15 protein-coding genes and 1 other RNA gene are annotated in these 22416 nt (G+C 68.2%); 11 read left to right on the forward strand and 5 right to left on the reverse strand.

The features are described 5' to 3' along the window. The first annotated feature begins 76 nt into the window (after nt 1–76). From ubiD to ABIB42_RS18830, 6 genes are all read left to right on the forward strand, one after another. Nucleotides 77–1561 (forward strand): 4-hydroxy-3-polyprenylbenzoate decarboxylase, encoded by a 1485-nt coding sequence (gene ubiD, locus ABIB42_RS18805; RefSeq protein WP_040778462.1) that lies wholly within the window; start codon nt 77–79, stop codon nt 1559–1561. Nucleotides 1562–1631: 70 nt separating this feature from the next. Further along, nucleotides 1632–1730: signal recognition particle sRNA small type (ffs, locus tag ABIB42_RS18810), an RNA gene on the forward strand. Nucleotides 1731–1891: 161 nt separating this feature from the next. Further along, nucleotides 1892–3991, forward strand: coding sequence for a DNA polymerase III subunit gamma/tau (locus ABIB42_RS18815; protein WP_429248810.1), 2100 nt, complete (start codon nt 1892–1894; stop codon nt 3989–3991). A 49-nt stretch (nt 3992–4040) separates the two neighbouring features. Next, the gene (locus tag ABIB42_RS18820) at nt 4041–4370 is read left to right on the forward strand and encodes a YbaB/EbfC family nucleoid-associated protein (protein WP_005671283.1); all 330 of its coding nucleotides are present in this window, start codon (nt 4041–4043) and stop codon (nt 4368–4370) included. A 59-nt stretch (nt 4371–4429) separates the two neighbouring features. After that, complete coding sequence (gene recR / locus ABIB42_RS18825; protein WP_005671285.1) at nt 4430–5020, forward strand: recombination mediator RecR; 591 nt, start codon at nt 4430–4432, stop codon at nt 5018–5020. A 106-nt stretch (nt 5021–5126) separates the two neighbouring features. Next, nucleotides 5127–6296, forward strand: a complete 1170-nt coding sequence (locus ABIB42_RS18830) for a glycosyltransferase (protein WP_429248811.1) — start codon at nt 5127–5129, stop codon at nt 6294–6296. Here ABIB42_RS18830 and ABIB42_RS18835 read toward each other — a convergent pair. Beyond that, nucleotides 6287–6604, reverse strand: coding sequence for a hypothetical protein (locus ABIB42_RS18835; protein ID WP_005671288.1), 318 nt, complete (start codon nt 6602–6604; stop codon nt 6287–6289). The two genes, ABIB42_RS18830 and ABIB42_RS18835, sit on opposite strands and share 10 nt — an antisense overlap. A 278-nt stretch (nt 6605–6882) precedes the next feature. Between ABIB42_RS18835 and ABIB42_RS18840 the strand changes: the two genes are divergently transcribed. Beyond that, on the forward strand, nt 6883–9327 hold the full coding sequence (locus tag ABIB42_RS18840; protein ID WP_429248812.1) for a penicillin acylase family protein: 2445 nt from the start codon (nt 6883–6885) through the stop codon (nt 9325–9327). 9 nt (nt 9328–9336) lie between these two features. On the opposite strand, the gene ABIB42_RS18845 is transcribed toward ABIB42_RS18840, so the two are convergent. From ABIB42_RS18845 to ABIB42_RS18860, 4 genes are all read right to left on the reverse strand, one after another. After that, a complete protein-coding gene (locus ABIB42_RS18845) occupies nt 9337–11487 on the reverse strand; it encodes a putative bifunctional diguanylate cyclase/phosphodiesterase (protein ID WP_005671292.1) in 2151 nt (716 codons plus the stop codon). A 1-nt stretch (nt 11488) separates the two neighbouring features. Then, nucleotides 11489–14365: a response regulator gene (locus ABIB42_RS18850; RefSeq protein WP_429248813.1), complete on the reverse strand. Its 2877-nt coding sequence runs from the start codon at nt 14363–14365 to the stop codon at nt 11489–11491. A gap of 232 nt (nt 14366–14597) precedes the next feature. Beyond that, on the reverse strand, nt 14598–14792 hold the full coding sequence (locus ABIB42_RS18855) for a YbdD/YjiX family protein (protein WP_005671296.1): 195 nt from the start codon (nt 14790–14792) through the stop codon (nt 14598–14600). Next, entirely contained in the window at nt 14792–16858 is a 2067-nt protein-coding gene (locus ABIB42_RS18860) for a carbon starvation CstA family protein (RefSeq protein WP_071363412.1), read from the reverse strand. The genes ABIB42_RS18855 and ABIB42_RS18860 overlap by 1 nt, the downstream gene beginning before the upstream one ends. Before the next feature lie 204 nt (nt 16859–17062). Between ABIB42_RS18860 and ABIB42_RS18865 the strand changes: the two genes are divergently transcribed. The 4 genes from ABIB42_RS18865 (at nt 17063) to ABIB42_RS18880 (ending at nt 22403) form a co-directional block, all read left to right on the forward strand. Further along, nucleotides 17063–18436, forward strand: coding sequence for a cache domain-containing protein (locus ABIB42_RS18865; RefSeq protein ID WP_005671301.1), 1374 nt, complete (start codon nt 17063–17065; stop codon nt 18434–18436). A 22-nt stretch (nt 18437–18458) separates the two neighbouring features. Next, the gene (locus ABIB42_RS18870; protein ID WP_229409937.1) at nt 18459–19070 is read left to right on the forward strand and encodes a response regulator; all 612 of its coding nucleotides are present in this window, start codon (nt 18459–18461) and stop codon (nt 19068–19070) included. Between the two features lie 104 nt (nt 19071–19174). Next, a complete protein-coding gene (locus tag ABIB42_RS18875; RefSeq protein ID WP_005671305.1) occupies nt 19175–20350 on the forward strand; it encodes an HDOD domain-containing protein in 1176 nt (391 codons plus the stop codon). Continuing rightward, nucleotides 20343–22403: a putative bifunctional diguanylate cyclase/phosphodiesterase gene (locus tag ABIB42_RS18880; RefSeq protein ID WP_005671307.1), complete on the forward strand. Its 2061-nt coding sequence runs from the start codon at nt 20343–20345 to the stop codon at nt 22401–22403. The genes ABIB42_RS18875 and ABIB42_RS18880 overlap by 8 nt, the downstream gene beginning before the upstream one ends. Nucleotides 22404–22416: the final 13 nt, after the last annotated feature.

Here is a 22416-nt window from a genome sequence, read left to right on the forward strand (position 1 = left end):
GAAAGACTTGACGAATCAATCACTTGGCACCACCCTCTCACTTACGTTCTGCAATCGAAGAAATGCACAAAACTTGATGAAATATACAGACTTGCGAGATTTTTTGGCCCAGCTCGACCGCATGGGCGAGCTCAAACATATTGACATTCCGGTATCGCCCAACCTCGAAATGACCGAGATCTGCGACCGCACCCTGCGCGCCGAAGGTCCGGCGCTGCTGTTCCGGCAACCGACCGGGCACACGATCCCCGTCCTCGGCAACCTGTTCGGCACCCCGAAGCGGGTGGCGCTGGGCATGGGGGCGGAAGATCTGAGCGAGCTGCGCCAGATTGGCCACGTGCTGGCGCGCCTGAAAGAGCCCGAGCCGCCCAAGGGTTTCAAGGACATCATGGGCATGGGTTCGCTCGTCAAGGCCGTATGGGACATGGCGCCGAAAGAAGTAAAAGGCGCTCCCTGCCAGGAAATCGTGTGGGAGGGCAAGGACGTCGACCTCGGCCGCCTGCCGATCCAGCACTGCTGGCCGGGCGACGTCGCGCCCCTGATCACCTGGGGTCTGGTGATCACCAAGGGCCCGAACAAGAAACGCCAGAACCTGGGCATCTATCGCCAGCAGGTGCTGGGGCCCAACAAGGTGATCATGCGCTGGCTGGCGCACCGCGGCGGCGCGCTCGATTTCCGCGAGCACGCGCTGGCCAATCCGGGCAAGCCGTATCCGATCGCGGTAGCGCTGGGCGCCGACCCGGCCACCATCCTGGGCGCCGTGACGCCGGTGCCGGACACGCTGTCCGAATACCAGTTCGCCGGCCTGCTGCGCGGCAGCCGCACCTCGCTGACCAAGGCGATCGGCAGCGAATTGATGGTGCCTGCCTCCGCCGAGATCGTGCTCGAAGGGCATATCTACCCGGATGAGAACCACCCGTCCGGCTTCGAGCACGCGCTCGAGGGGCCGTATGGCGACCACACCGGCTACTATAATGAACAGGACAGTTTCCCGGTGTTTACCATCGACCGCATCACGATGCGGCGCGATCCGATCTATCACTCGACCTATACCGGCAAGCCGCCGGATGAGCCGGCCGTGCTGGGCGTGGCGCTGAACGAAGTCTTCATCCCGCTGCTGCAGAAGCAGTTCACCGAGATCACCGACTTCTACCTGCCGCCGGAAGGCTGCAGCTACCGCATGGCGGTGGTGCAGATGAAGAAGCAGTATGCGGGCCACGCCAAGCGGGTGATGTTCGGCGTCTGGAGTTTCCTGCGCCAGTTCATGTATACCAAGTTCATCGTCGTGGTCGACGAGGACGTCAATGTGCGCGACTGGAAAGAGGTGATCTGGGCCATCACGACCCGCGTCGATCCGACCCGCGACACGGTCATGGTCGATAACACGCCGATCGATTACCTCGACTTCGCTTCGCCGATCAGCGGCCTGGGCAGCAAGATGGGTATCGATGCCACTAATAAATGGCCGGGTGAAACCAATCGCGAGTGGGGCACGCCGATCGTGATGGCGCCTGCGGTCAAGCAGAAGGTGGATGAAATCTGGGGGCAGTTGGGGCTCTGACACGAGAAGGCCGGCGCCGCGGCGCCGGCCATATTTCCCCAATCGTTCGCGGTCAGGTATAATGGGTGCTGGCGGGCCCCTGCGCATTGTGGCATGGTTTACCTGGTCAGGTCGGGAACGAAGCAGCCAAAGCCGTTCACCGCAAGTGCCGCAGATCAGGCTCGCCTCTTATCTTCTCTCTTCCGCAGCAATTCCCTTTCTGCTATTCCCTTTCTGTTGTCGCATCGCATTGGCGTTCGCACGCCCATTGCCGCCGTTTTTCATTCCGGTTACACAAGAGCCTGCCCGCGGATTGTTCGCGACGACCGCCATCTGCGGTAAAATCGTGGCATGTCCTATCAAGTCCTCGCCCGCAAATACCGTCCCAAGAACTTCGAAACGCTGGTTGGCCAGGAGCACGTCGTCCGTGCGCTGACCCATGCCTTGCGCACGGAGCGGCTGCACCACGCCTATCTGTTCACGGGCACGCGCGGGGTCGGCAAGACCACCCTGTCGCGCATCCTGGCCAAGTCGCTCAATTGCACCGGGCCGGACGGGCAGGGCGGCATCACCGCCGAGCCGTGCGGGCAATGCGAGGCTTGCCGCGCGATCGACGCCGGCCGCTTCGTCGACTATATCGAGATGGACGCGGCGTCCAACCGCGGCGTGGACGAGATGGCCCAGCTGCTGGAACAAGCGGTCTACGCGCCGAGCAATGCGCGCTTCAAGGTCTATATGATCGACGAGGTGCACATGCTCACCAACCACGCGTTCAACGCGATGCTCAAGACGCTCGAGGAACCGCCGCCGCACGTCAAGTTCATCCTGGCGACCACCGATCCGCAAAAGATTCCCGTGACGGTGCTGTCGCGCTGCCTCCAGTTCAATCTCAAGCAAATGCCGCCGGGTCATATCGTCGGCCACCTCGAGAACATCCTGGGCCAGGAGGGCGTGAGCTTCGAGCAGCCCGCGCTGCGCCTGCTGGCGCAAGGCGCGCACGGCTCGATGCGCGACGCGCTGTCGCTCACCGACCAGGCGATCGCCTATGCGGCCGGCCAGGTCACGCTCGATGCGGTGCAGGGCATGCTCGGCGCGCTCGACCAATCCTATCTGGTGCGCCTGCTCGACGCCCTGGCGGGGCAAGATGGCGCCGACCTGATGGCGGTGGCCGACGAGATGGCCAGCCGCAGCCTGTCGTACAACGGCGCGCTGCAAGACCTGGGCACCTTGCTGCACCGGATCGCGCTGGCGCAGTCGGTGCCCGGCGCCGTGCCGCAAGACTTGCCCGAGCTGGCCGACATCATGCGCCTGGCCGGCGTCTTCGAGCCGCAGGAAGTGCAGCTGTATTACCAGATCGCCGTGCATGGCCGCAACGAGATCGGCCTGGCGCCGGACGAATATGCGGGCTTCACCATGACCCTGCTGCGCATGCTGGCCTTTCGCCCCGGACAGGGCGGAGCCGAAGCATCGGCCGCGCCGCCCGCCGCCGCTCCGTTAGGCGCGTCGCCAGCGCGCGCCGCCGCGGCGGCCGCGGCCAGCCATGCGGCGGTGACGCCGCGTTCGGCCGCACCGCCTTCCGCACCCGCGGCGCCTGCGCCTGCGCAGCCCAATGCCCCGACGGCCGCCCCCGGCGCGCCGGCGATGACGTCGGCGCGCGCCGCGATCAATGCGGCGCTGGAGGCGGCGCGCGCCGCGTCGGGCATCCGTACCCCACCCAAGCGTCCGACGGCCGAACCGGTGACGCCGGCGCCGGCGGCGTCGCCATCGGCGCCCGGACCGTCGGCCGCGTTGCCGCCCCATGGCGCCGGCATGCAGGCACGGGCCGCTTCCGCACCGCCGCCATGGGATGGCGCTCAGCCGCAAGCCATGGCCCAGCAGCAGCCGGCCATGCAGGCGCGCCAGCCAGCAGCGCAACTGGACGACGACGTGCCGTCCTGGGTCACCGATTTTTCCGATGACACCGCCGTCGCCGCCGAGGCGCCGACCGTGGTCGCGCCCGCGCCCCAGGTGCGGGCCCCGGCCGCGCCGCCGCACGCCTATGTCGTCACGCCCGTGCCAGAGATCGCCTGGGACGGCAACTGGCCGGCGCTGGCCGGCAGCCTGCCGCTGCGCGGCGTGGCCCAGCAGCTGGCGCTGCAGACCGAACTGGTCGCCTGCGTCGTGCACGACCGCTCGGTCACCTTCAAGCTGCGCGTGCCGGTCGATACGCTGCGCGCCAGCGGCAACAGCGAGAAGATGGCGGCTGCGCTGCAAGAACATTTCCCCGACTTCCGCGTGAACGTGGAGTCCGAGATCGGCCCGGTATGGTATACAGCCGGGGCCGAACAGAAAGCGGCGCGCGAAGAGCGCCAGCGCCTGGCCGAATCCATCGTCGCCGCCGATCCTTTCGTGCAGGAGCTCGAGCGACGCTTCGACGCGTTCGTCGTGCCCGGCTCGGTCAAGGTCGCCTGAGCGTTTCGCTGCCGATCAATCACCCATCCGACTTTTGGAGAAACCCACCATGATGAAAAACCAGCTCGCAGGCTTGATGAAACAGGCGCAAGCCATGCAGGACAATATGAAGAAGGCGCAGGAGCAGCTGGCTCAGATCGAAGTCGAAGGCCAGTCGGGCGCCGGCCTGGTGAAGGTCGTCATGACCTGCAAGAACGACGTCAAGCGCGTCACCATCGACCCGTCGCTGCTGGGCGACGACCGCGACATGCTGGAAGACCTGGTCGCGGCCGCGTTCAACGACGCCGTGCGCAAGGCCGAGGCGACCGCCGCCGAGAAGATGAGCGGCCTGACCGCCGGCATGCCGGGCCTGCCGCCTGGCTTCAAGATGCCTTTCTGATCCACGCAATCACTCACTGATGCCAGTCCCGGCCGGCGCCTGCCGGCGGGACGCCCCACATGTCGACCTCGCTCGAATTTCTCATCGAATCGCTGCGCCGCCTGCCGGGCGTGGGCCCCAAGTCGGCCCAGCGCATGGCATTCCACCTGCTGCAGCACGACCGCGAGGGCGCCGCGCAACTGTCGCGCGCGCTCTACCAGGCGGTCGACACGGTGCACCACTGCGCCAGGTGCAATACCTTCTCCGACATCGACATTTGCGAGCTGTGCGCCGACCCGGAGCGCGACCACACGCTGCTGTGCGTGGTCGAGACCCCGGCCGACCAGATCATGATCGAGCAGACGCTCACCTGGCGCGGCCTGTACTTCGTGCTGATGGGCCGGTTGTCGCCGCTGGACGGCATCGGCCCGCGCGACCTCGCCCTGGACAAGCTCGTCAACCGCGCCACCGATGGCGTCGTCGGCGAAGTGGTGCTCGCGACTAATTTCACGAATGAGGGCGAAGCCACCGCCCACTACATCAGCGAAATGCTCAAGGCGCGCGGCCTGAAGGTCAGCCGCCTGGCGCGCGGCGTGCCGGTGGGCGGGGAGCTCGAGTACGTCGACGCCGGCACGATCGCGCGCGCCATGCTCGACCGCCGCAGCGCATAATGTTCGCAATCCCGATCCGGTAGCGCGGTCCCTGGGCGCGCGTGCTGCGTGCGCGCAAGCTTGGTTGGTCGGCCGCTGCTATCGTGGATTTTTCTGCGAGCCCGCCATGCATATCGTCGACCTCACGATGTTCTATGCCGCGGAAGGCGGCGGCGTCAGCACCTACCTGAACGCCAAGTCGCGCTGGCTGCGGCGCCGGGCGCGGGCGCGGCATACCATCCTCAGTCCCAACATCGAGGCCGAGGCCTCGCCCACGCGCCTGCGCGTGCCCGGCCTGGCCTTGCCCGGCTTCCACGGCTACCGCATGCCGGTGTCGGTGGCCGCGATCGAACGCCGCCTGTGCAGGCTGCGGCCCGACCTGGTCGAAGTCGGCGATGCCGGGCACTGCGCCTGGGCCGCGCTGCGCGCGCGCGACCGGCTGGGCATCCCGGCCGTGGCCTTCTATCACTCCGACCTGCCGCGCCTGGTCGAGAACCGCTTCGGCCCGCAGGCGGCCCAGCTGGTCCGGCGCTATCTTGCACGCCTCTACAGCCAGTTCGACCTGGTGCTGGCGCCGAGCCGGCTGATGGTCGGGCAACTGCGGGCGATGGGGGTGGAGGGCGCGCTGCACCAGCCGCTCGGCATCGATTGCGGCGTCTTCCATCCGGATCTGCGCGATGGCGCCTTGCGCAGGCAGCTGGGGCTGGCGCCCGGGGTGCGCCTGCTGGTCTATGCCGGGCGCTTCACGGCGGACAAGAAACTGGATGTGCTGATCGCGGCGATGCGCCGGCTCGGCCCCGGTTTCCACCTGCTGATGGTGGGGGCCGGCGAGACCGCGCTCGACGCCGCGCCGGGCGAGCGCATCAGCCGCCTGCCGTTCCAGCGCGACCAGCGCGCGCTGGCCCGCATCCTGGCCAGCTGCGACCTGCTGGTGCATCCGGGCGATTGCGAAACCTTTGGATTGATCGTGCTCGAGGCCATGGGGTGCGGACTGCCGGTGGTGGCGGCGGGCGCCGGCGGCCTGGCCGAACTGGTCGACGACGACACGGGCGTGCTGGCGCGGCCCAACTGCCCCGACAGCCTGGCAGAGGCCATCAGGCAGCTGGCGAGCCGCGACCTGGCGGCGCTCGGCGCCAATGCGCGGCGCAAGGTCGAGTCGTCATTCGACTGGGAAGCGGTGTTCGCCCAACTGCAGATGCACTACTGCAATTTACTGCCGCAAGCCGCAGCGGACTGCGCGCCCTGGAGCCAGGGGCAGGGTGCGCGGTCCTATGCCCGGGCCGGGTATTACCAGTAGGGCCCCCAGTAGCCGCCGCGATAGCGCGGACCCCAGGCGCCATACGCGCCGGCGCCCGTGCCCACGCGCTGCAGTTCCTCGCGCGTGCCCAGGTGCAGCACGCATTCGCGCCAGGGATCGGTGTTCGCGCTATAGCCGAGCTGGCTGCACGCCGGGCCATAGATATTCATGAGTTGCGCCATGTCGGCCTGTGCGCGCGCCGCTTTTTCTTGCGGCGTCGAACAGGCCGCGGCCAGCAGGGCCAGGCCGATGGCTGCGGACGTGCGCACGATGGCAGGCATCCTTGCGCCTTTGATGACGTTTTGCATGACAGTTCCTCCCGCCGCATCGCGCGGCATGATTCCAGAATAGCATCGCCGGCACGTACCGCGTGTGATGGCAAACGCATTTGTGAGATTTCTTCACGCGCTTCAGGTTCGGATATTGGGGCGGATGTGGCCGCCTTCAACGACAGCAGCAGGTACGGCGCCGCCGACGTCCTGGATGCGCCCGTTCAGCGACCTGCGCCCGGGTATTTTTATCTCGCCAATCCGCATCGGCCGTGATTTTTCTGGCAAGATACGCCCCCAAAACAAGGAGGAGACGTATGAGCGGTTCCCTGGGCAAGTCCCGATGGAAGACCTGGACCCTGCGCACAGTCGGGGCGCTGCTGGCGCTCGTGCTGCTGGCCTTGCTGGCGGCCTGGCTGTTCCTGCGCGCCAGCCTGGCCCAGCTCGACGGCGAGCGCAGGGTGGCCGGCCTGGCGGGCCAGGTCAAGGTCGAGCGCGACGCCGCCGGGGTGCCCCTGATCAGCGGCGCCAGCCGGCTCGACGTCGCCTATGCGACCGGCTTCGTGCATGGCCAGGAGCGCTTCTTCCAGATGGACTTGCTGCGCCGCACGGCGGCCGGCGAGCTGGCCGAGCTGTTCGGCGCGGCGGCGCTGGCCACCGACCGCACGCACCGCCTGCACCGCTTCCGTGCCCGCGCGCTGGACACGCTGGCGCGCCTGCCGGCGCCGGAACGTGCGCTGCTGGAACGCTATGCGCAAGGCGTCAACGAGGGCCTCGGCGCGCTCGGCGCGCGGCCCTTCGAATACGCGCTGACCGGCGCGGCGCCGCGGCTGTGGACGGCGCCCGATTCGCTGCTGGTGGTGTGGGCCATGTACATCGACCTGCAAGGCGCCCAGCAGGCGCGCGAACTGGCGCGCGGCTGGCTGCGCGCGCACAGCGACGCGGCGCAGCTGGCCTTCCTGTTGCCCGAAGAGACGCGTTACGACGCGACCCTCGACGCCACGGACCAGGGCGCGGCAAAGGCGGCCGGCCCCTTGCCGCCGCGGGCGCCGGCCTGGTGGGGCGCGGCGCCAAAGGAACCGGGCGCGCCGGTCAGGCTGGCCGGCCTGGAGGTCACCGATTCGGTCGGCAGCAACAACTATGCGCTGGCCGGCAGCCGCAGCAGCACCGGCGCGGCGATCGTGGCCGACGACATGCACCTGGGCCTGCGGCTGCCGAACATCTGGTATCGCCTCGCGCTGCGCTTTCCCGATCCGGGCGCGCCCGGCGGCCAGCGCCGCCTGGCCGGCGTCAGCCTGCCCGGCGCGCCGCCGTCCGTCATCGTCGGCAGCAACGGCCAGGTGGCCTGGGCCTTCACCAACAGCTATGCCGATTCGCTCGACCTGGTCGAACTGCGGATCGACCCGGCGCGTCCGAACCAGGTCGGCCTGCCGGGCGGCTGGGAGACGCCGCGTGAGCACGTCGAGGCGATCGCCGTGAAAGGCGCCGCGGCCGAGCGCATGGTCGTGCGCGAGACGTCGCTCGGCCCGATCCGCGAGGTGGCGGGGCGCAGCTATGCGCTGCACTGGATCGCCCACGATCCGGCCGCGCTGAACATGAATCACCTGAAGCTCGAGACGGTGGCCAACGTCGGGGAAGCGCTGGCCGCCGCCGCCAGCAACGGCATCCCGGCCCAGAACTTCGTCGCCGGCGACGTGCACGGAAACATCGGCTGGACGGTCGCCGGCATGCTGCCGCGGCGCGCCGCCGAAGGCCAGGCGGCCGGCCTCGCGGCCGGCTTTCCGCTCGCCGCCGGCAGCGCGGCGCAGACCTGGAGCGAGGCGCTGCCGTACGCGGACTACCCGCGCATCGTGAACCCCGCCGATGGCCAGATCACGACCGCCAACAGCCGCCAGCTATCCGGCGCCGGCTACGCGCTGCTGGGCGACGGCGGCTACGACCTGGGCCAGCGCAACCGCCAGCTGCACGAGGGCTTGCAAGCCATGGGCGACCAGGTCGACGTGCGCCGCGCCTTCGACGGCGCCCTGGACGACCGCGCGATCCTGGTCGGCCAGTGGCGCCAGCGCGCGCTGGCCGCGCTTGACGCGCAGGCGCTCGCGGGTCACCCGCAGCGCGCCGAGTTCCGGCGCCTGCTCGAGACCAGCTGGAGCGGGCGCGCCAGCGTGGAGTCGATCGGTTATCGCCTGGCGCGCGACTTCATGTGGTCCGTGCACGACCTGCTGTACGGCGGCGTCAACGCGGCGCTGAAGGAGATCGATCCGAAGGCCAGCGCGGCCGCGGCCAGCGCGCGCTGGCCGGCGGTGGCGGCGCGCCTGCTGGACGAACGGCCGCAGGGCTGGTTGCCGGCCGGCCATGCTTCGTGGCGCGACCTGCAACTGGCGGCGGTGGACCGCGCCATCGCGGCCCTGGTCGATGCCGGCACGCCGCTGGCCGAGGCCACCTGGGGCCGGCGCAACACCGCCGACATCGCCCATCCGATCAGCATGGCCGTGCCCGCGCTGCGCCCCTGGCTCGCCGCGCCGGGCCAGCCGCTGGCGGGCGACGCCCACATGCCGCGCGTGGCCGGCCCCAAGTTCGGCCAGTCGGAGCGGCTGACCGTGTCGCCGGGGCGCGAAGAGGAGGGCCTGTACAATATGCCGGGCGGGCAGAGCGGCCATCCGCTGTCGCCGTTCTTCCTGCTGGACCACGCGGCCTGGATCGAGGGCAAGCCGGCGCCGTTGCTGCCGGGGGCGGTGAAGCACACCCTGCGCTTCGTGCCCTGAGGCCGCGCCCTACTTGGCCGGCAAGGCCTGCTGCGCATGCTGCAGCATCTCGGTGATCTTCTCGGCGCTGGAAGGGTGGCCGAGGTAGTAGCCCTGCACCATGTCGCAGCCCAGCTCCTCGAGCAGCAGCAGCTGCTCGCCGGTCTCGACGCCCTCGGCCACCACCACCATCTTGAGGCCGTGGGCCATGGCGATGATGGCGCGCGTGATGGCCGCGTTTTCCGAATCCTGGGGCAGGCCGGCGATGAAGCTGCGGTCGATCTTGAGGGCCCGCACGTCGAAGCGCTTCAGGTAGTTCATCGATGAATAGCCGGTGCCGAAGTCGTCGATCGACAGGTGCACGCCGATGCCGCGCAGCTGCTCGAGCGTGACCAGCGTGGCGCGGGCATCGTCCATCAGGGTGCCTTCGGTCAGCTCCAGTTCCAGCAGGCGCGGCTCTAACCCGGTCTCGTTCAGGGCCGACAGCACGATCTGCGACAGGTTCTCGTCCTTGAACTGCTTGGCCGACAGGTTGACCGCGATGCGCAGCAGGCGCCGCGTCAGGCGCTGCCAGGCGCGCGCCTGGCGGCAGGCGGTGCGCAGCACCCATTCGCCGATCGGGACGATCAGGCCGGTCTCTTCGGCCAGCGGGATGAATTCGGTCGGCGGCACCAGTCCGCGTTCGGGATGGCGCCAGCGCACCAGGGCCTCGACCCCGACGATCTCGGACGTGCGCACGTCGCGCTGCGGCTGGTAGACCAGGTACAGCTCGTCGTTCTGCAGCGCGCGCCGCAGGCCCACCTCGAGCTTCACGTGGCTCATGATCTGCATCGTCAGCGAAGAGCTGTACAGCTTGGCGTTGTTCTTGCCGCAGTTCTTGGCATGATACATCGCGGTGTCGGCGAACTTGAGCAGTGATCCACAATCATCGCCGTCCTCGGGGAACAGCGAGATGCCGATGCTGGCGGTGACGAAGATCTCGTTGCCCTCGATGAGGAAAGGGCGCCGCATCGCTTCCTTGACGCGGGTGGCGACGTTCAGCGCATGCTCGACCCGCTCCAGGTCGGGCAACAGGATGGTGAATTCGTCGCCGCCCAGGCGCGCCAGGCTGGCGGCATCGCGCTCGACGCCTTCCCCGCGCGACACCAGGTCGCTCGGCCGGGTGGTCTCGCGCAGCCGTTCCGAGACCATCTTGAGCAGCTGGTCGCCGGCGTTGTGGCCCAGCGTGTCGTTGATGCGTTTGAAGGCGTCGAGGTCCATGAACAGCACCGCGAACTTCTTGTTGCCGATCTTGGCGCGCTGCAGCTCGCGCTCCAGCGTCTCGAGGAAGGCTTGCCGGTTGGGGATGCCGGTCAGGCCGTCGCAATAGGCCAGGCGCCGGATCTGTTCCTCGGCGCGCTTGCGTTCGCTGATGTCGCGCACCAGGCCCAGCACCTCGGACGGGCTGGTCGCCACCAGGCGCGCCTCGAAGTGCAGCACCTCGCCGCATTCGATCAGTTCGTATTCGACCGAGCGCACCTGCTGGGTGGCGAGCACGGTCCTCATCTGCTCCAGCATGCGCGCCGCGATCTCGGGCGGCAGCGTGTCGGACAGGTGCTTGCCGATGAAGCGCGCGCTGGTCGGGGGCGCGCCGGTCGGCCGTCCCGGACACGCCTGGCCTGGCCGCTCCTGGCCGGGCTCGTAGTCGAGATAGAAGCCGTCCGCGTTCAGGCGAAAGAAGGTGTCGGGAATGGCTTCGAGCACGGCGCGGTTCTGGGCGTCGGCGATGCGCAGGCGGGCGATGGCGTCACTGGCGCGCAGCACGTACAGCACGCGGTGGCCGAGGATCGGCCAGTTGATCGGCTTGGACACGAAGTCGGTGGCGCCGACCTCGTAGGCCTGGGTCACGGCCTCGACGTCGTCGCTGCCGGTGACCATGACGATCGGGACGCAGGCGCCGTCCTTCTCGGCGGCGCGGATCGCGCGGCAGGCCGTGAAGCCGTCCATGCGCGGCATGTCGACGTCCATCAGGATCAGGTCGGGCAGGCGTTCGCGCGCCAGCTCGACCGCTTCCTGGCCGTCGCCGGCCTCGATGCCTTCCATTCCGACCTGGGCCAGCATCTCGAGCATCAGGAGGCGCATGACGGGATCGTCGTCGGCGACGAGCACCGTTCCGCGCTGGGTGGAGGCAAAGGCTGGCATGTCAGGATTCCTTTTCAAGCATGGCGTGGAGCGACTGGCGCACCGAGTGGAATTCGCGCTCCATCTCGGCCAGCAGGGGCGCGGCGCCGTCGACGCTGCCGCCGCGGCCGAGCTGTTCGAGGTCGCGGCAGGCCGCGGCCAGGCGCGCCGCCCCGATGTTGGCGCTGGCCGACTTGAGGCCGTGGGCGATGCGGCGCAGGCTTTCGGCGTCGCTCGTGGTCAATGCCTGGCGCAGCGCCTGCAGGTGGCGCGGGGTGTCGCCCACGTAGGCGTTGATCACCTTCTGCACCAGGACGTCGCCGGCGTCGCGGCTCAGCGCGCGGATGTTCTCGAGGGCGGCGCGGTCGACCGGGTCATTCTGCGGCGGCGGAAGGGGTGAAAGCGAAGGTGGAGGTGGCGGGGGCGCGAAGTCCAGCGCCAGCTCGGCTTCGTCGTCGTGGTGGCGCTCGGCCAGCACCGGCAGCGCCACCCAGCGCCCGATCACGGCCGCCAGCTGCTGCTGGGTGAAGGGCTTGGACAGGTAGTCGTCCATGCCGGCCGCGAGGCAGGCTTCGCGGTCGCCCTGCAGCGCGTTGGCGGTGATCGCGATCACGGGCAAGGCGCGCGCGCGGCCCATCTCGCGCTCGTGGCGCCGGATTTCGCCGGTCGCCGCGAAGCCGTCCATCACCGGCATCTGGCAATCCATCAGCACCGCGTCCCAGCCGCCTTCGTGCACCGCATGCAGCGCTTCCTGGCCATTGGTGGCGCAGTGGGTTTCCAGGCCCAGGCTTTCCAGCATGGCCCTGGCCACTTCGACGTTGACCGGATTGTCCTCGGCCAGCAGCACGCGCCGCGCGCGCCGCGCCGGCTGCGCGCGCGCCATCGGCGCCGGCCGGGGAGCGTCGAACGGCGCCGCTGCCGCGGCTGCAGCGGCAGTGGCGGCCGGATGATGCAGCCGCGCCGCGCGCGCCGTCAGGCAGGCATACAGGTCGGCCGCGCGCGCCGGCTTGACCAGCTGGTAGGCCACGCCGGCCTCGCGCCGCTGGACCGGATCGGCGGCCAGCTTTTCGGGGCTGAGCAGAACGATGTGGGTCGAACGGGCCACCGGCTCGGCGCGCACCGAGGCCGCCAGCGCCAGGCCGCTGGTCTGGGTCAGCTCCATGTCGAGCACCGCCGCGTCATAGGGCCGGCCGGCGCGCGCCGCGCTCAACAGGTGCTCGAAGGCGGCTGCGGCGCTGCCCACGCCCTCGCAGGTCGCGCGCCAGGCTTCCAGCTGCTGCACCAGTTCATTGCGGCTGGCCTCCTGTTCGTCCACCACCAGCACCCGCAGGCTGTCCAGCGTGTGCTGGCGGTGGCCGGGCGCGTCGGGATCGACGCGGCGCTTGTCGAAGCCGAGCGTGAACCAGAAGATCGAGCCCTGCCGCGGCGCGTTCTCGACGCCGATCGTGCCCTTCATGAGTTCGACCAGCTGCTTCGAGATGGCCAGCCCCAGGCCGGTGCCGCCGTACTTGCGGGTGGTGGAATCGTCGGCCTGCGAGAAGGCGTTGAAGATGCGTGCGCGCGCCTCGCGCGAGATGCCGATGCCGGTGTCGTGCACCTCGAAGCGCAGCGCCACCCGCTGCGCGTCCTCGCCGGCCACCCGCACCCGCGCCATGATGCGGCCCTCGGTGGTGAACTTGATCGCATTGCCGATCAGGTTGGCCATGATCTGGCGCAGCCGGTTCGGGTCGCCGCAGATCGCCACCGGGATGTCGTTGGCGATGTCGAAGTCGCAGCCCAGGCCCTTGGCCGCCGCCTGCGGGGTGTAGACGTTGTGGATGTCGTCCAGCAGATCCCACAGGTTGAAGTTGATGTATTCGATGGTCAGCTTGCCGGCCTCGATCTTCGAGAAATCGAGGATGTCGTTGATGATCACCAGGAGGTGCTCGCCCGAGCGCTTGACCAGCTGCGTGTAGCTGCGCTGCGCCTCGGTCAGCTCGGTGGCCAGCAGCATCTCGGTCATGCCCAGCACCCCGTTCATCGGGGTGCGGATCTCGTGGCTCATGGTGGCCAGGAAACCGCTCTTGGCGCGGCTGGCCGCTTCGGCCGCGTTCTTGGCCTTTTCCAGCTGCTCGGTGCGCACGCCGACCTGGCGTTCCAGTTCGTCGCGGTGGTGCAGCAGGGCGGCGCCGCGGTCCTCGATCTGGGCCAGCATGGTGTTGAAGCTGTCGATCAGCACGCCCAGTTCGTCGTTGCGCTTGTGCTGCACGCGCAGTCCGTAGTTCTGGCTGGCCGAGACCTTTTGCGCGGCCTGGATCAGCTTGGCGATCGGCTCGGCGATGCTGCGCTTGAGCGGTCGCGCCAGTCCCAGCGAGACCAGCAGCGCGGCGCCCATCGCCAGCCCGATCACGACCAGGCTGGCCAGGATGTCGAGCCACATCGGCAGCAGGTCGGCCTCGATCATGATCGCGCCGACCGCCAGCTCGCCATGGCGCACCTCCTGCACCACGCGCATGTGGCGCGACAGCAGGAAGCGGCCGGCGCGGTTGGCGTCGTTCAGCGTGTCGAGCTCGAGGTCGTCGAGCGAGGGCAGTTCGGCGCCCAGGCGCGACGGCGCGCGGTACTCGGCCAGCGGGCGGCCGACACGGTCGTACAGCACCGCCGCCGAGATGTCCTGCTGCGCTTCCAGCGCCGCCAGGGTGGCGCCGGCCTGGCGCCGGTCGACCAGCATCAGGTCGCCGGAGGTGGCGGCGCCGATCACGCGCGCGAAGGCGGCCAGTTGCAGGCTCTCGGCCTGGCGGTGATTGATGATGGAAGTGACGGCGAAGGCGCAGAACACGAACAGCAGCGCGGTCGCCGTCGAGAGCAGCGAGAGGATGTTCAACTTCCGGTTCAGGCTCGAGCGCTCGAAATTCTGCATCGTGGTTCCCGCAAACGGCACAGCGCAGCGGATCCGGCAACGGTGCAGATCCTCCTAGCGAGCAAGAGCCCGCAGGAAAAAAATATACGGGTTAGGTGAGGGGGTAGTTTTGCGAATCCGCAAATGTGGCAAACGGAACAATTCCGTGTCGCAATTCAAATGCGCAAAATCGTCGGCGACAAAAAAAAAGGGACGCCGCGGCGTCCCTTCGTTCAAGCGCACGCGCCGCCCGTCAGCAGCACGACGCCCGGCTTCCCCCATACCGCGCATCCTGGCGCTCGCGGAAGAATTCCTCGTACGTCATCGGCGGCTGGTCCGGATGGGTACGCTCCATATGCGCCAGGTAGGTGTCGTATTCGGGCAGGCCGACCATCAACCGCAGGCTCTGCCCGAGGTAGTTGCCGGCCTGTTTCAGGGCGCCGAACATCACTGCACCTGCGCGGCCGGCATGGCGACGTACGCGGACTCCTTCGCGGTCGGCGCGTTCGATGCGCGCGCCGCCATCACGGTGCGCACGCCGTAGAACAGCACCGCCAGCACCACGAAGATGAAGAAGCCGGCCAGGCTGGCGTTGACGTAGTCGTTGAAGATGATGCGCTCCATGTCGAGGATCGACTTGGCCGGCGCCAGGATCTCGCCCGCGTCGTGCGCCGCCTGGTACTTGTTGGCGTGCGCGACGAAGCCGATGCGCGGATCGTCGTGGAAGATCTTCTGCCAGCCGGCGGTGAGGGTGCAGGCCAGCAGCCACAAGGTGGGCAGCGCGGTGACCCAGGCGTATTTGGCGCGCTTCATCTTGAACAGCACGCAGGTGCCCAGCATCAGCGCGATACCGGCCAGCATCTGGTTGGCGATGCCGAACAGCGGCCACAGGGTGTTGATCCCGCCCAGCGGATCGACCACGCCCTGGTACAGGAAGTAGCCCCAGGCGGCGACGCACAGGCCGGTGGCCAGCAGGTTGGCCGGGAGGGAATCGGTGCGCTTGAGCGACGGGGCGAAGGCGCCCAGCAGGTCTTGCAGCATGAAGCGGCCGGCGCGGGTGCCCGCGTCCACCGCGGTCAGGATGAACAGCGCCTCGAACAGGATCGCGAAGTGGTACCAGAAGGCCATCATGGCCGGGCCGCCCACGACGTTGGACAGGATGTGCGCCATGCCGACCGCCAGGGTCGGGGCGCCGCCGGCGCGCGAGATGATGGTGTGCTCGCCGACGTCTCGGGCCATCTGTTCGAGTTCGGCCGGCGTGATCACGAAGCCCATCTGCGACACGGCGTGCGCCGCCGATTGCGCGGTGGTGCCGAGCAGCGCGGCCGGGCTGTTCATGGCGAAGTAGATGCCCGGGTCGATGGTCGACGCGGCGATCAGCGCCATGATGGCGACGAAGGACTCCATCAGCATGCCGCCGTAACCGATGAAGCGGGCCTGGGTTTCGTTCTCGAGCATCTTGGGCGTGGTGCCCGACGAGATCAGCGCGTGGAAGCCCGAGACGGCGCCGCAGGCGATGGTGATGAACAGGAAGGGGAACACATTGCCCGACCACACCGGGCCGGTGCCGTCGATGAACTTGGTCACGGCCGGCATCTGCAGGTCGGGAGCGACCACGATGATGCCGATGGCCAGCGCCAGGATGGTGCCGATCTTGAGGAAGGTGGACAGGTAGTCGCGCGGCGCCAGCAGCAGCCACACGGGGATCACTGCCGCTACAAAGCCATACCCGATCAGCATCCAGGTCAGTTCGGTGCCGGTGAAGGTGAACATCGGGCCCCAGGTCGGCGAATCGTGCACCCACTGGCCGCCGATGATGGCCAGCATCAGCAGCACGAAGCCGATGGCCGAGATCTCGCCGATGCGGCCCACGCGCACGTAGCGCGAGTAGATCCCCATGAACAGCGCGATCGGGATCGTCGCCATCACGGTGAAGGTGCCCCACGGCGAACCGGTGAGGGCCTTCACGACGATCAGCGCCAGCACCGCCAGGATGATCACCATGATCATGAAGGTGCCCAGCAGCGCGATCATGCCGGGGATCTCGCCCATCTCGGACTTGATCAGGTCGCCGAGCGAGCGGCCGTCGCGGCGGGTGGACATGAACAGCACCATGAAATCCTGCACCGCGCCGGCGAACACGACGCCGGCCAGGATCCACATCATGCCGGGCAGGTAGCCCATCTGCGCCGCCAGCACGGGGCCGACCAGCGGGCCGGCGCCGGCGATCGCGGCGAAGTGGTGGCCGAACAGGACGTTCTTGTTGGTGGGGACGTAGTCGAGGCCGTCGTTGTATTTCCAGGCCGGGGTCTGGCGCGTGGGGTCGAGGCCCATCACCTTGGTGGCGATGTACAGCGAATAGAAGCGGTAGGCGATCAGGTAGACGCAGCCGGCGGCCGCGACGATCCAGATGGCGTTGATGGTTTCACCGCGCTTGAGCGCGATGTAGCCGAGCGCAAACGCGCCCACGATGGACAGGACGATCCATCCGAGCATGCTCGTGATACGTTTCATTGGGTGACTCCTCCGATGTGGATTGATGCTTGTGCGTCAGTACGTGCCGACGCCAATTATTTGCAGCATGCTAATGAGTATCTTGCACTATTGTCAGTACCGCAAGCGCAAGATTACGCAGTATCTACGTAATGCTACGTAGATCGACCCCAGCCGGCGGACGTAGAATGCAGGCCTTCGAATGAAACCATGCGGAACAAGCCTATGCGGCTAAGGCAAAAAGTGATCGTGCTGGCCGTCGTGCCACTGGTGGTGGCGCTGTGCGCGATCGCGCTCTACGTGCGCCAGCAGGGCGTGACCCTGGCGGCCGAGCAGCGCGCCACCATCCAGCACGCCTACCTGGCGAGCAAGGAGGCCGAGCTGCGCCACTACGTCGAGCTGGCGACGCGCTCGATCGCCCACCTCACACGCACCGGGGACAGCGGCCCGGCCACCCAGCGCGAAGCGATCCGCATCCTGTCGAGCCTGAGCTACGGCGAGGACGGCTACTTCTTCGTCTACGACACCCGGGGCAACAACCTGATGCACCCGCGCCAGCCGGAGCTGGTCGGCACCGATATGTGGGACTGGCGCGACTCGACCGGCGCGCCGACCATCCAGCGCCTGATCGCGCTGGCCGGCGAGGGCGGCGGCTTCCTGCGCTATACCTGGGCCAAGCCCTCGAGCAACCGGCCGGCGCCCAAGCTGGGCTACGTGGTGCCGGTCGCGCACTGGAACTGGGTGATGGGCACCGGGATCTATCTCGACGACGTCGAATCGGCGCTGGCGCTGGTCGACGCCCAGCAGTCGCGCAATATCGAAGAGACGCTGTTGTGGATGGCGGTGCTGGCCACGGTGGCGGCGGTGGGCGTGGCCGGCGGCGGTCTGGCCCTGAACATCAGCGAGGGGCGCGTGGCCGACGCCAAACTGAAGGCGCTGGCCCAGCGCGTGGTGGAATCGCAGGAAGAAGAACGGGCGCGCCTGTCGCGCGACCTGCACGACGGGATCAGCCAGGCCCTGGTCTCGGTCAAGCTGCAGCTGGAAGCCGGCATCATCCGCATCGACGGCGACGAGGCGCGCCGCGAGCAGGGGCGCGCGGGTCTCGAGCGCACCGTCGAGCAGGTAAAAACGCTGCTGGGCGAGGTGCGCCGCATCTCGCACGACCTGCGGCCGACCCTGCTGGACGATATGGGCCTGGCGCCGGCGCTGGACCACCTGGCGAGCGAATTCGGCGAGCACGCGGGCGCGCCGGTGCGCTTTCGCGCGGCCGGCGCGGTGGACGCGCTCCCCGAGATCGTGGGCACGGTGTTGTTCAGGATCGCCCAGGAAGCGCTGACCAACGTCGAGCGCCACGCCCAGGCGCGGCATATCGACATGGTGCTCGAACGCGTGGGCGACCTGGTGAGCCTGAGCATCGCCGACGATGGCGTGGGCTTCGATACCGACGGCGTGGCCGTGCATCCCAAGCGCGGCATCGGGCTAAGGAATATGATGGAGCGCATGGAGGCGATCGGCGGCCGGTTCGAGATCGTGTCGTCCTCCACCGGCACCCGGGTGGTGGCCAGCATCGATTTGAAGGAGCAAGGCAGTGACTGGTGAAGTAAACGATGAAGTAAATGAGGTGAAAATCCTGTTGGTCGACGATCACCCGCTGGTGCGCGACGGCCTGCGCGCGCGGCTCGAGTCGGCGCCGCGTCTGGCGGTGGTGGCCGAAGCCGGCTCGGGCGAGGAAGCCCTGGCGCGCGCCGGCGAATTCCACCCCGACCTGGTGCTGATGGACGTGAACATGCGCGGCGGGAGCGGCATCGAGGCGACCTACCAGCTCACCGCGCGCTATCCCGGCATCGCGGTGCTCATGTTGTCGATGCACGACAAACCCGAATACGTGAGCCAGGCCATGGCGGCGGGCGCGCGCGGCTACGTGCTGAAGGACGCGCCGGGCAAGGACATCGTGCTGGCCATCGAAACCGTGATGGGCGGCGGCATCTACTACAGCGCCGCGCTGGCGCGCCAGCTGGCCAATCCGGCCACGCCGGGCGACCAGCTGACGGCGCGCGAACAGGAAGTGCTCAAGCATATCGCGGCCGGCCAGTCGAACAAGCAGATCGCGCGCGACCTCGATCTGTCCGTGCGCACGGTGGAGACCCACCGCCTGAACATCAAGCGCAAACTCGGCATCGAAGGGCAGGCGGAACTGATCCGTTTTGCGGTCCAGCGCGCCGGCAGCAACTGATCGGGTAACCGAGAGTATTTTCTCGATATCCACCGGGAAACATTACGGTTGCTTTATAGTATTCGGTGCAATAAGATTGCCTGAATAATATTGAGAAATATCATATGGCCGAGCAGGGACATTTTCCGCTGGTAGCAATCGATCCGGTCGCCAATGCCCAGAACGAATGGGTGGCGCTGAGCTTGCGGCTGGCGCCTGGGGCCGACCTGCCGCAACGGCTGCAAGCGGTATTCGCCGGCGCCGACCTGCTCACGGCGATCGCGCCGCTCGACTGCCTGCTGCACCTGGATGGCCCGGAGGCCCTGACGGTGCCGGTGCTGACGCTGCTGCCGCCCAATCGCATCGGCCTGGTGATCAAGTCCGAAGCGCTGGCGTCCGGCGGCGCCGCGCGCCAGCTGGCCGAGCTGCACGCCGGTGGCTACCGCATCTGGCTCGACGGCGATGTCCCGGAAGGCGCCAAGGCGCCGGCGGCGCTGCGCTCCGCGGCGCGCGACTGCCGCGCGCATCACGATGCCGCGCTGGCGCCGGGCCGCCTGGTCTCGTTGTTCGGACCGCACCTGGCGCACGGCGTCGATGACGCGCGCCGCTTTTCCGACTGCGAGAACGCGGGCTTCGACTGGTTCAGCGGCGATTATTCCCTGGACCCGGATGCCGCGCCGGCGCCGGACGACGACGGCAGCTCGCGCCGCCGCATATTGACCTTGCTGGGCCTGTTGGCGCGGGACGCCGACTCGCGCGAGCTCGAAGACCAGATCCGGCAAGACCCGGCGCTCGCCTACCACTTGCTCAAGCTGGTGAACTCGGCCGCCTTCGCGGTGAGCACCCAGGTCACGAGCTTCGCCCAGGCGATCACGGTGCTCGGCCGGCGCCAGCTGCAGCGCTGGCTGCAACTGCTGCTGTACGCGCGCCAGCAGCCGGACGGCTTGCCGAACCTGCTGCTGCCGCTGGCGGCGCGCCGCGGCGCGCAACTGGAATCCTTGAGCCGCCAGGCGGGGGGCGAGCGCGACGCGCAAGACCTGGCCTTCATGACCGGCGTGTTCTCGCTGCTCGACCGCCTGCTGCACATGCCGATGGCGGCGATCGCGGACGAGCTGTACCTGCCGGAGCACGTCGCCGCCGCCCTGGTCGAACGGCGTGGCCGGCTGGGCGCGTGGCTGCGGCTGACCGAGGCGCATCCGACTGAAAGCGCGCTGGAGGCGGCGGGCGTGAGCCCCGCGGCCTGGTGGAACAGCCAGCTGCACGCCTATCACTGGGCGATCCAGGTGGGCCGGAATGTCTGACCTGCGCGAACTGGACTTCGACTTCGTCGGCGGCACGACCGCCGTCTGCGACGCCATCCTCCGCCTGCGCGGGGAGGCTCTGCACCTGGAGCTGGGACGCCTGGCGGCGCTGCTGACGGGCAGTCCGGAGGGGCGTTTCGTGCCGGGCGCCGGCCTGATCGACCCGAACGACGCGGGCGCGCGCATCCTGCGCCACGCGGTGGCGGCCGGCATCGAGCAGTTCGGCTGGTACGAAGTGAGCGGCGGCGAAGGTTATTGTCCCGAGACCGAGCGCAAGCTGGTGGCGCTGTCGCACCTGACGGCGAGCCTGATGCAGATGCACGCGCTGGCGCAGCGCTCCACCCACGCCTATGCGCAGATGGAAGCGCAGCTGGCGCACCAGTCGCAGATCCTCGACCAGATCCACGAATCGGTGCTGACGATGGACCAGATGGGCTACATCACCAGCTGGAACCGCGGCGCCGAGCAGCTGTTCGGCTACACCGCGCTGGAAGCGATCGGGCGCAACATCCTGTTCTTGTATGCCGACGAGGACGACGGCGGCGACGGCAACGACATGCAACCCGACCTGTTCGCGGAGCAGGGCGGACGCATGATGGAAGTGCGGCGCCGGAAAAAATCGGGCGAGGTGTTCTGGGCCAGCCTGTCGCTGTCGCCGCTGCGCGACCTGGCCGACCGGCCGACGGGCCTGATCGCCTATCTCACCGACATCACCGAGCGCAAGCAGGCCGAGGAACAGCTGCACCACCTGGCCTATTACGACGAGCTGACCGGCCTGCCCAACCGCACGCTGTTCGCGCGCCTGGTCGACCAGGCGCTGGCGGTGTCGCAGCGCAACGAGACGGCGGGCAGCGTGCTGTTCGTGGACCTGAACCGCTTCAAGCGCATCAACGACACGCTCGGGCGCCGCATCGGCGACGAGCTGCTGCGCCAGGTGGCGCAGCGCTTCAAGGACGCCCTGCGCGACGAAGACGTGGTGGCGCGCCTCTCGGGCGATGAATTCGCCGTGGGACTGTCGGACATCCGCCAGCACTTCGAGGCGACCACGGTAGCGCAAAAGCTGCAGGCTTCGCTCGATGCGCCTTTCTTCATCGCCGGGCACGACCTGCGCGTGGGCGCCAGCATCGGCATCAGCGTGTACCCGCAGGACGGCAACGATGCCGAGACCCTGCTCGGACTGGCCGATATCGCGATGGAGCGCGCGAAGAGGGCGGAAGCGAATCCGGACCGCAGCGTGGCGTTCTACAGCCAGGACATGAACAAGGGCATGCAGGAGCGCATGCGCATCGAATCGGGCCTGCGCCATGCGCTGGGCAACGGTGAATTGATCCTGTATTACCAGCCCAAGTTCGAAATCGCCAGCGGGCGCATCGTCGGCGCCGAGGCCCTGGTGCGCTGGGTGCATCCGCAGCGCGGCATCGTGCCGCCGTCGGAATTCATCCCGCTGGCCGAGACCACGGGCCTGATCGTGCAGGTGGGCGAGTGGGTGCTGGAGCAGGCCTGCGCGCAGGCGGCGATCTGGCAGCGCTCGGGGATCGCGCCGTTCAGGCTGGCGGTGAACGTGTCGGCGCGGGAGTTCACGCCGTCGCTGCCATCGCGGGTGGCCGATACCTTGCGGCGCTACCAGCTCGATGCGTCGTGGCTGGAGCTGGAGATCACCGAGAGCACGCTGATGCACGACTTCGAGCGCGTGACGGCCATCATGGACCGGATCACGGCGCTGGGGGTGTCGTTGTCGCTGGATGATTTCGGGACCGGGTATTCGAGCTTGTCGTATCTGAAGCGCTTCCCGATCCAGACCCTCAAGATCGACCGCTCGTTCACGACCGGGATTCCGCGGGATGCGAGCGATTGCGCGATCGCGGGGACGATTGTCAGCATGGCGCGGCAGCTCTGCCTGCGCGTGATCGCGGAAGGGGTGGAGACGCTGGATCAGCTGGAATTCCTGCGCGAGGCGGGGTGCGATGAGGTGCAGGGGTATCTGTATGCGGCGCCGTTGCCGGCTTACGACTTTGAGAGGTGTTTGCGGGATAACTGGTTGTTGATCGCGTGAACCTTGGTGAACA

Origin of the sequence: Massilia sp. UYP32 (assembly GCF_050434365.1) — a bacterium.
GTDB lineage: Bacteria > Pseudomonadota > Gammaproteobacteria > Burkholderiales > Burkholderiaceae_D > Telluria > Telluria timonae.

Bases quoted from the DNA above. Each gene is read 5' to 3' on its own strand.
- ABIB42_RS18855 (WP_005671296.1), bottom strand. From the start codon at position 14,792: ATGTTCGGCGCCCTGAAACAGGCCGGCAACTACCTCGGGCAGAGCCTG.
- ABIB42_RS18865 (WP_005671301.1), top strand. From the start codon at position 17,063: ATGCGGCTAAGGCAAAAAGTGATCGTGCTGGCCGTCGTGCCACTGGTG.
- ABIB42_RS18850 (WP_429248813.1), bottom strand. From the start codon at position 14,365: ATGCAGAATTTCGAGCGCTCGAGCCTGAACCGGAAGTTGAACATCCTC.
- ABIB42_RS18880 (WP_005671307.1), top strand. From the start codon at position 20,343: ATGTCTGACCTGCGCGAACTGGACTTCGACTTCGTCGGCGGCACGACC.
- ABIB42_RS18835 (WP_005671288.1), bottom strand. From the start codon at position 6,604: ATGCAAAACGTCATCAAAGGCGCAAGGATGCCTGCCATCGTGCGCACG.
- ABIB42_RS18815 (WP_429248810.1), top strand. From the start codon at position 1,892: ATGTCCTATCAAGTCCTCGCCCGCAAATACCGTCCCAAGAACTTCGAA.
- recR (WP_005671285.1), top strand. From the start codon at position 4,430: ATGTCGACCTCGCTCGAATTTCTCATCGAATCGCTGCGCCGCCTGCCG.
- ABIB42_RS18845 (WP_005671292.1), bottom strand. From the start codon at position 11,487: ATGCCAGCCTTTGCCTCCACCCAGCGCGGAACGGTGCTCGTCGCCGAC.
- ABIB42_RS18830 (WP_429248811.1), top strand. From the start codon at position 5,127: ATGCATATCGTCGACCTCACGATGTTCTATGCCGCGGAAGGCGGCGGC.
- ABIB42_RS18875 (WP_005671305.1), top strand. From the start codon at position 19,175: ATGGCCGAGCAGGGACATTTTCCGCTGGTAGCAATCGATCCGGTCGCC.
- ABIB42_RS18820 (WP_005671283.1), top strand. From the start codon at position 4,041: ATGATGAAAAACCAGCTCGCAGGCTTGATGAAACAGGCGCAAGCCATG.
- ubiD (WP_040778462.1), top strand. From the start codon at position 77: ATGAAATATACAGACTTGCGAGATTTTTTGGCCCAGCTCGACCGCATG.
- ABIB42_RS18860 (WP_071363412.1), bottom strand. From the start codon at position 16,858: ATGAAACGTATCACGAGCATGCTCGGATGGATCGTCCTGTCCATCGTG.
- ABIB42_RS18840 (WP_429248812.1), top strand. From the start codon at position 6,883: ATGAGCGGTTCCCTGGGCAAGTCCCGATGGAAGACCTGGACCCTGCGC.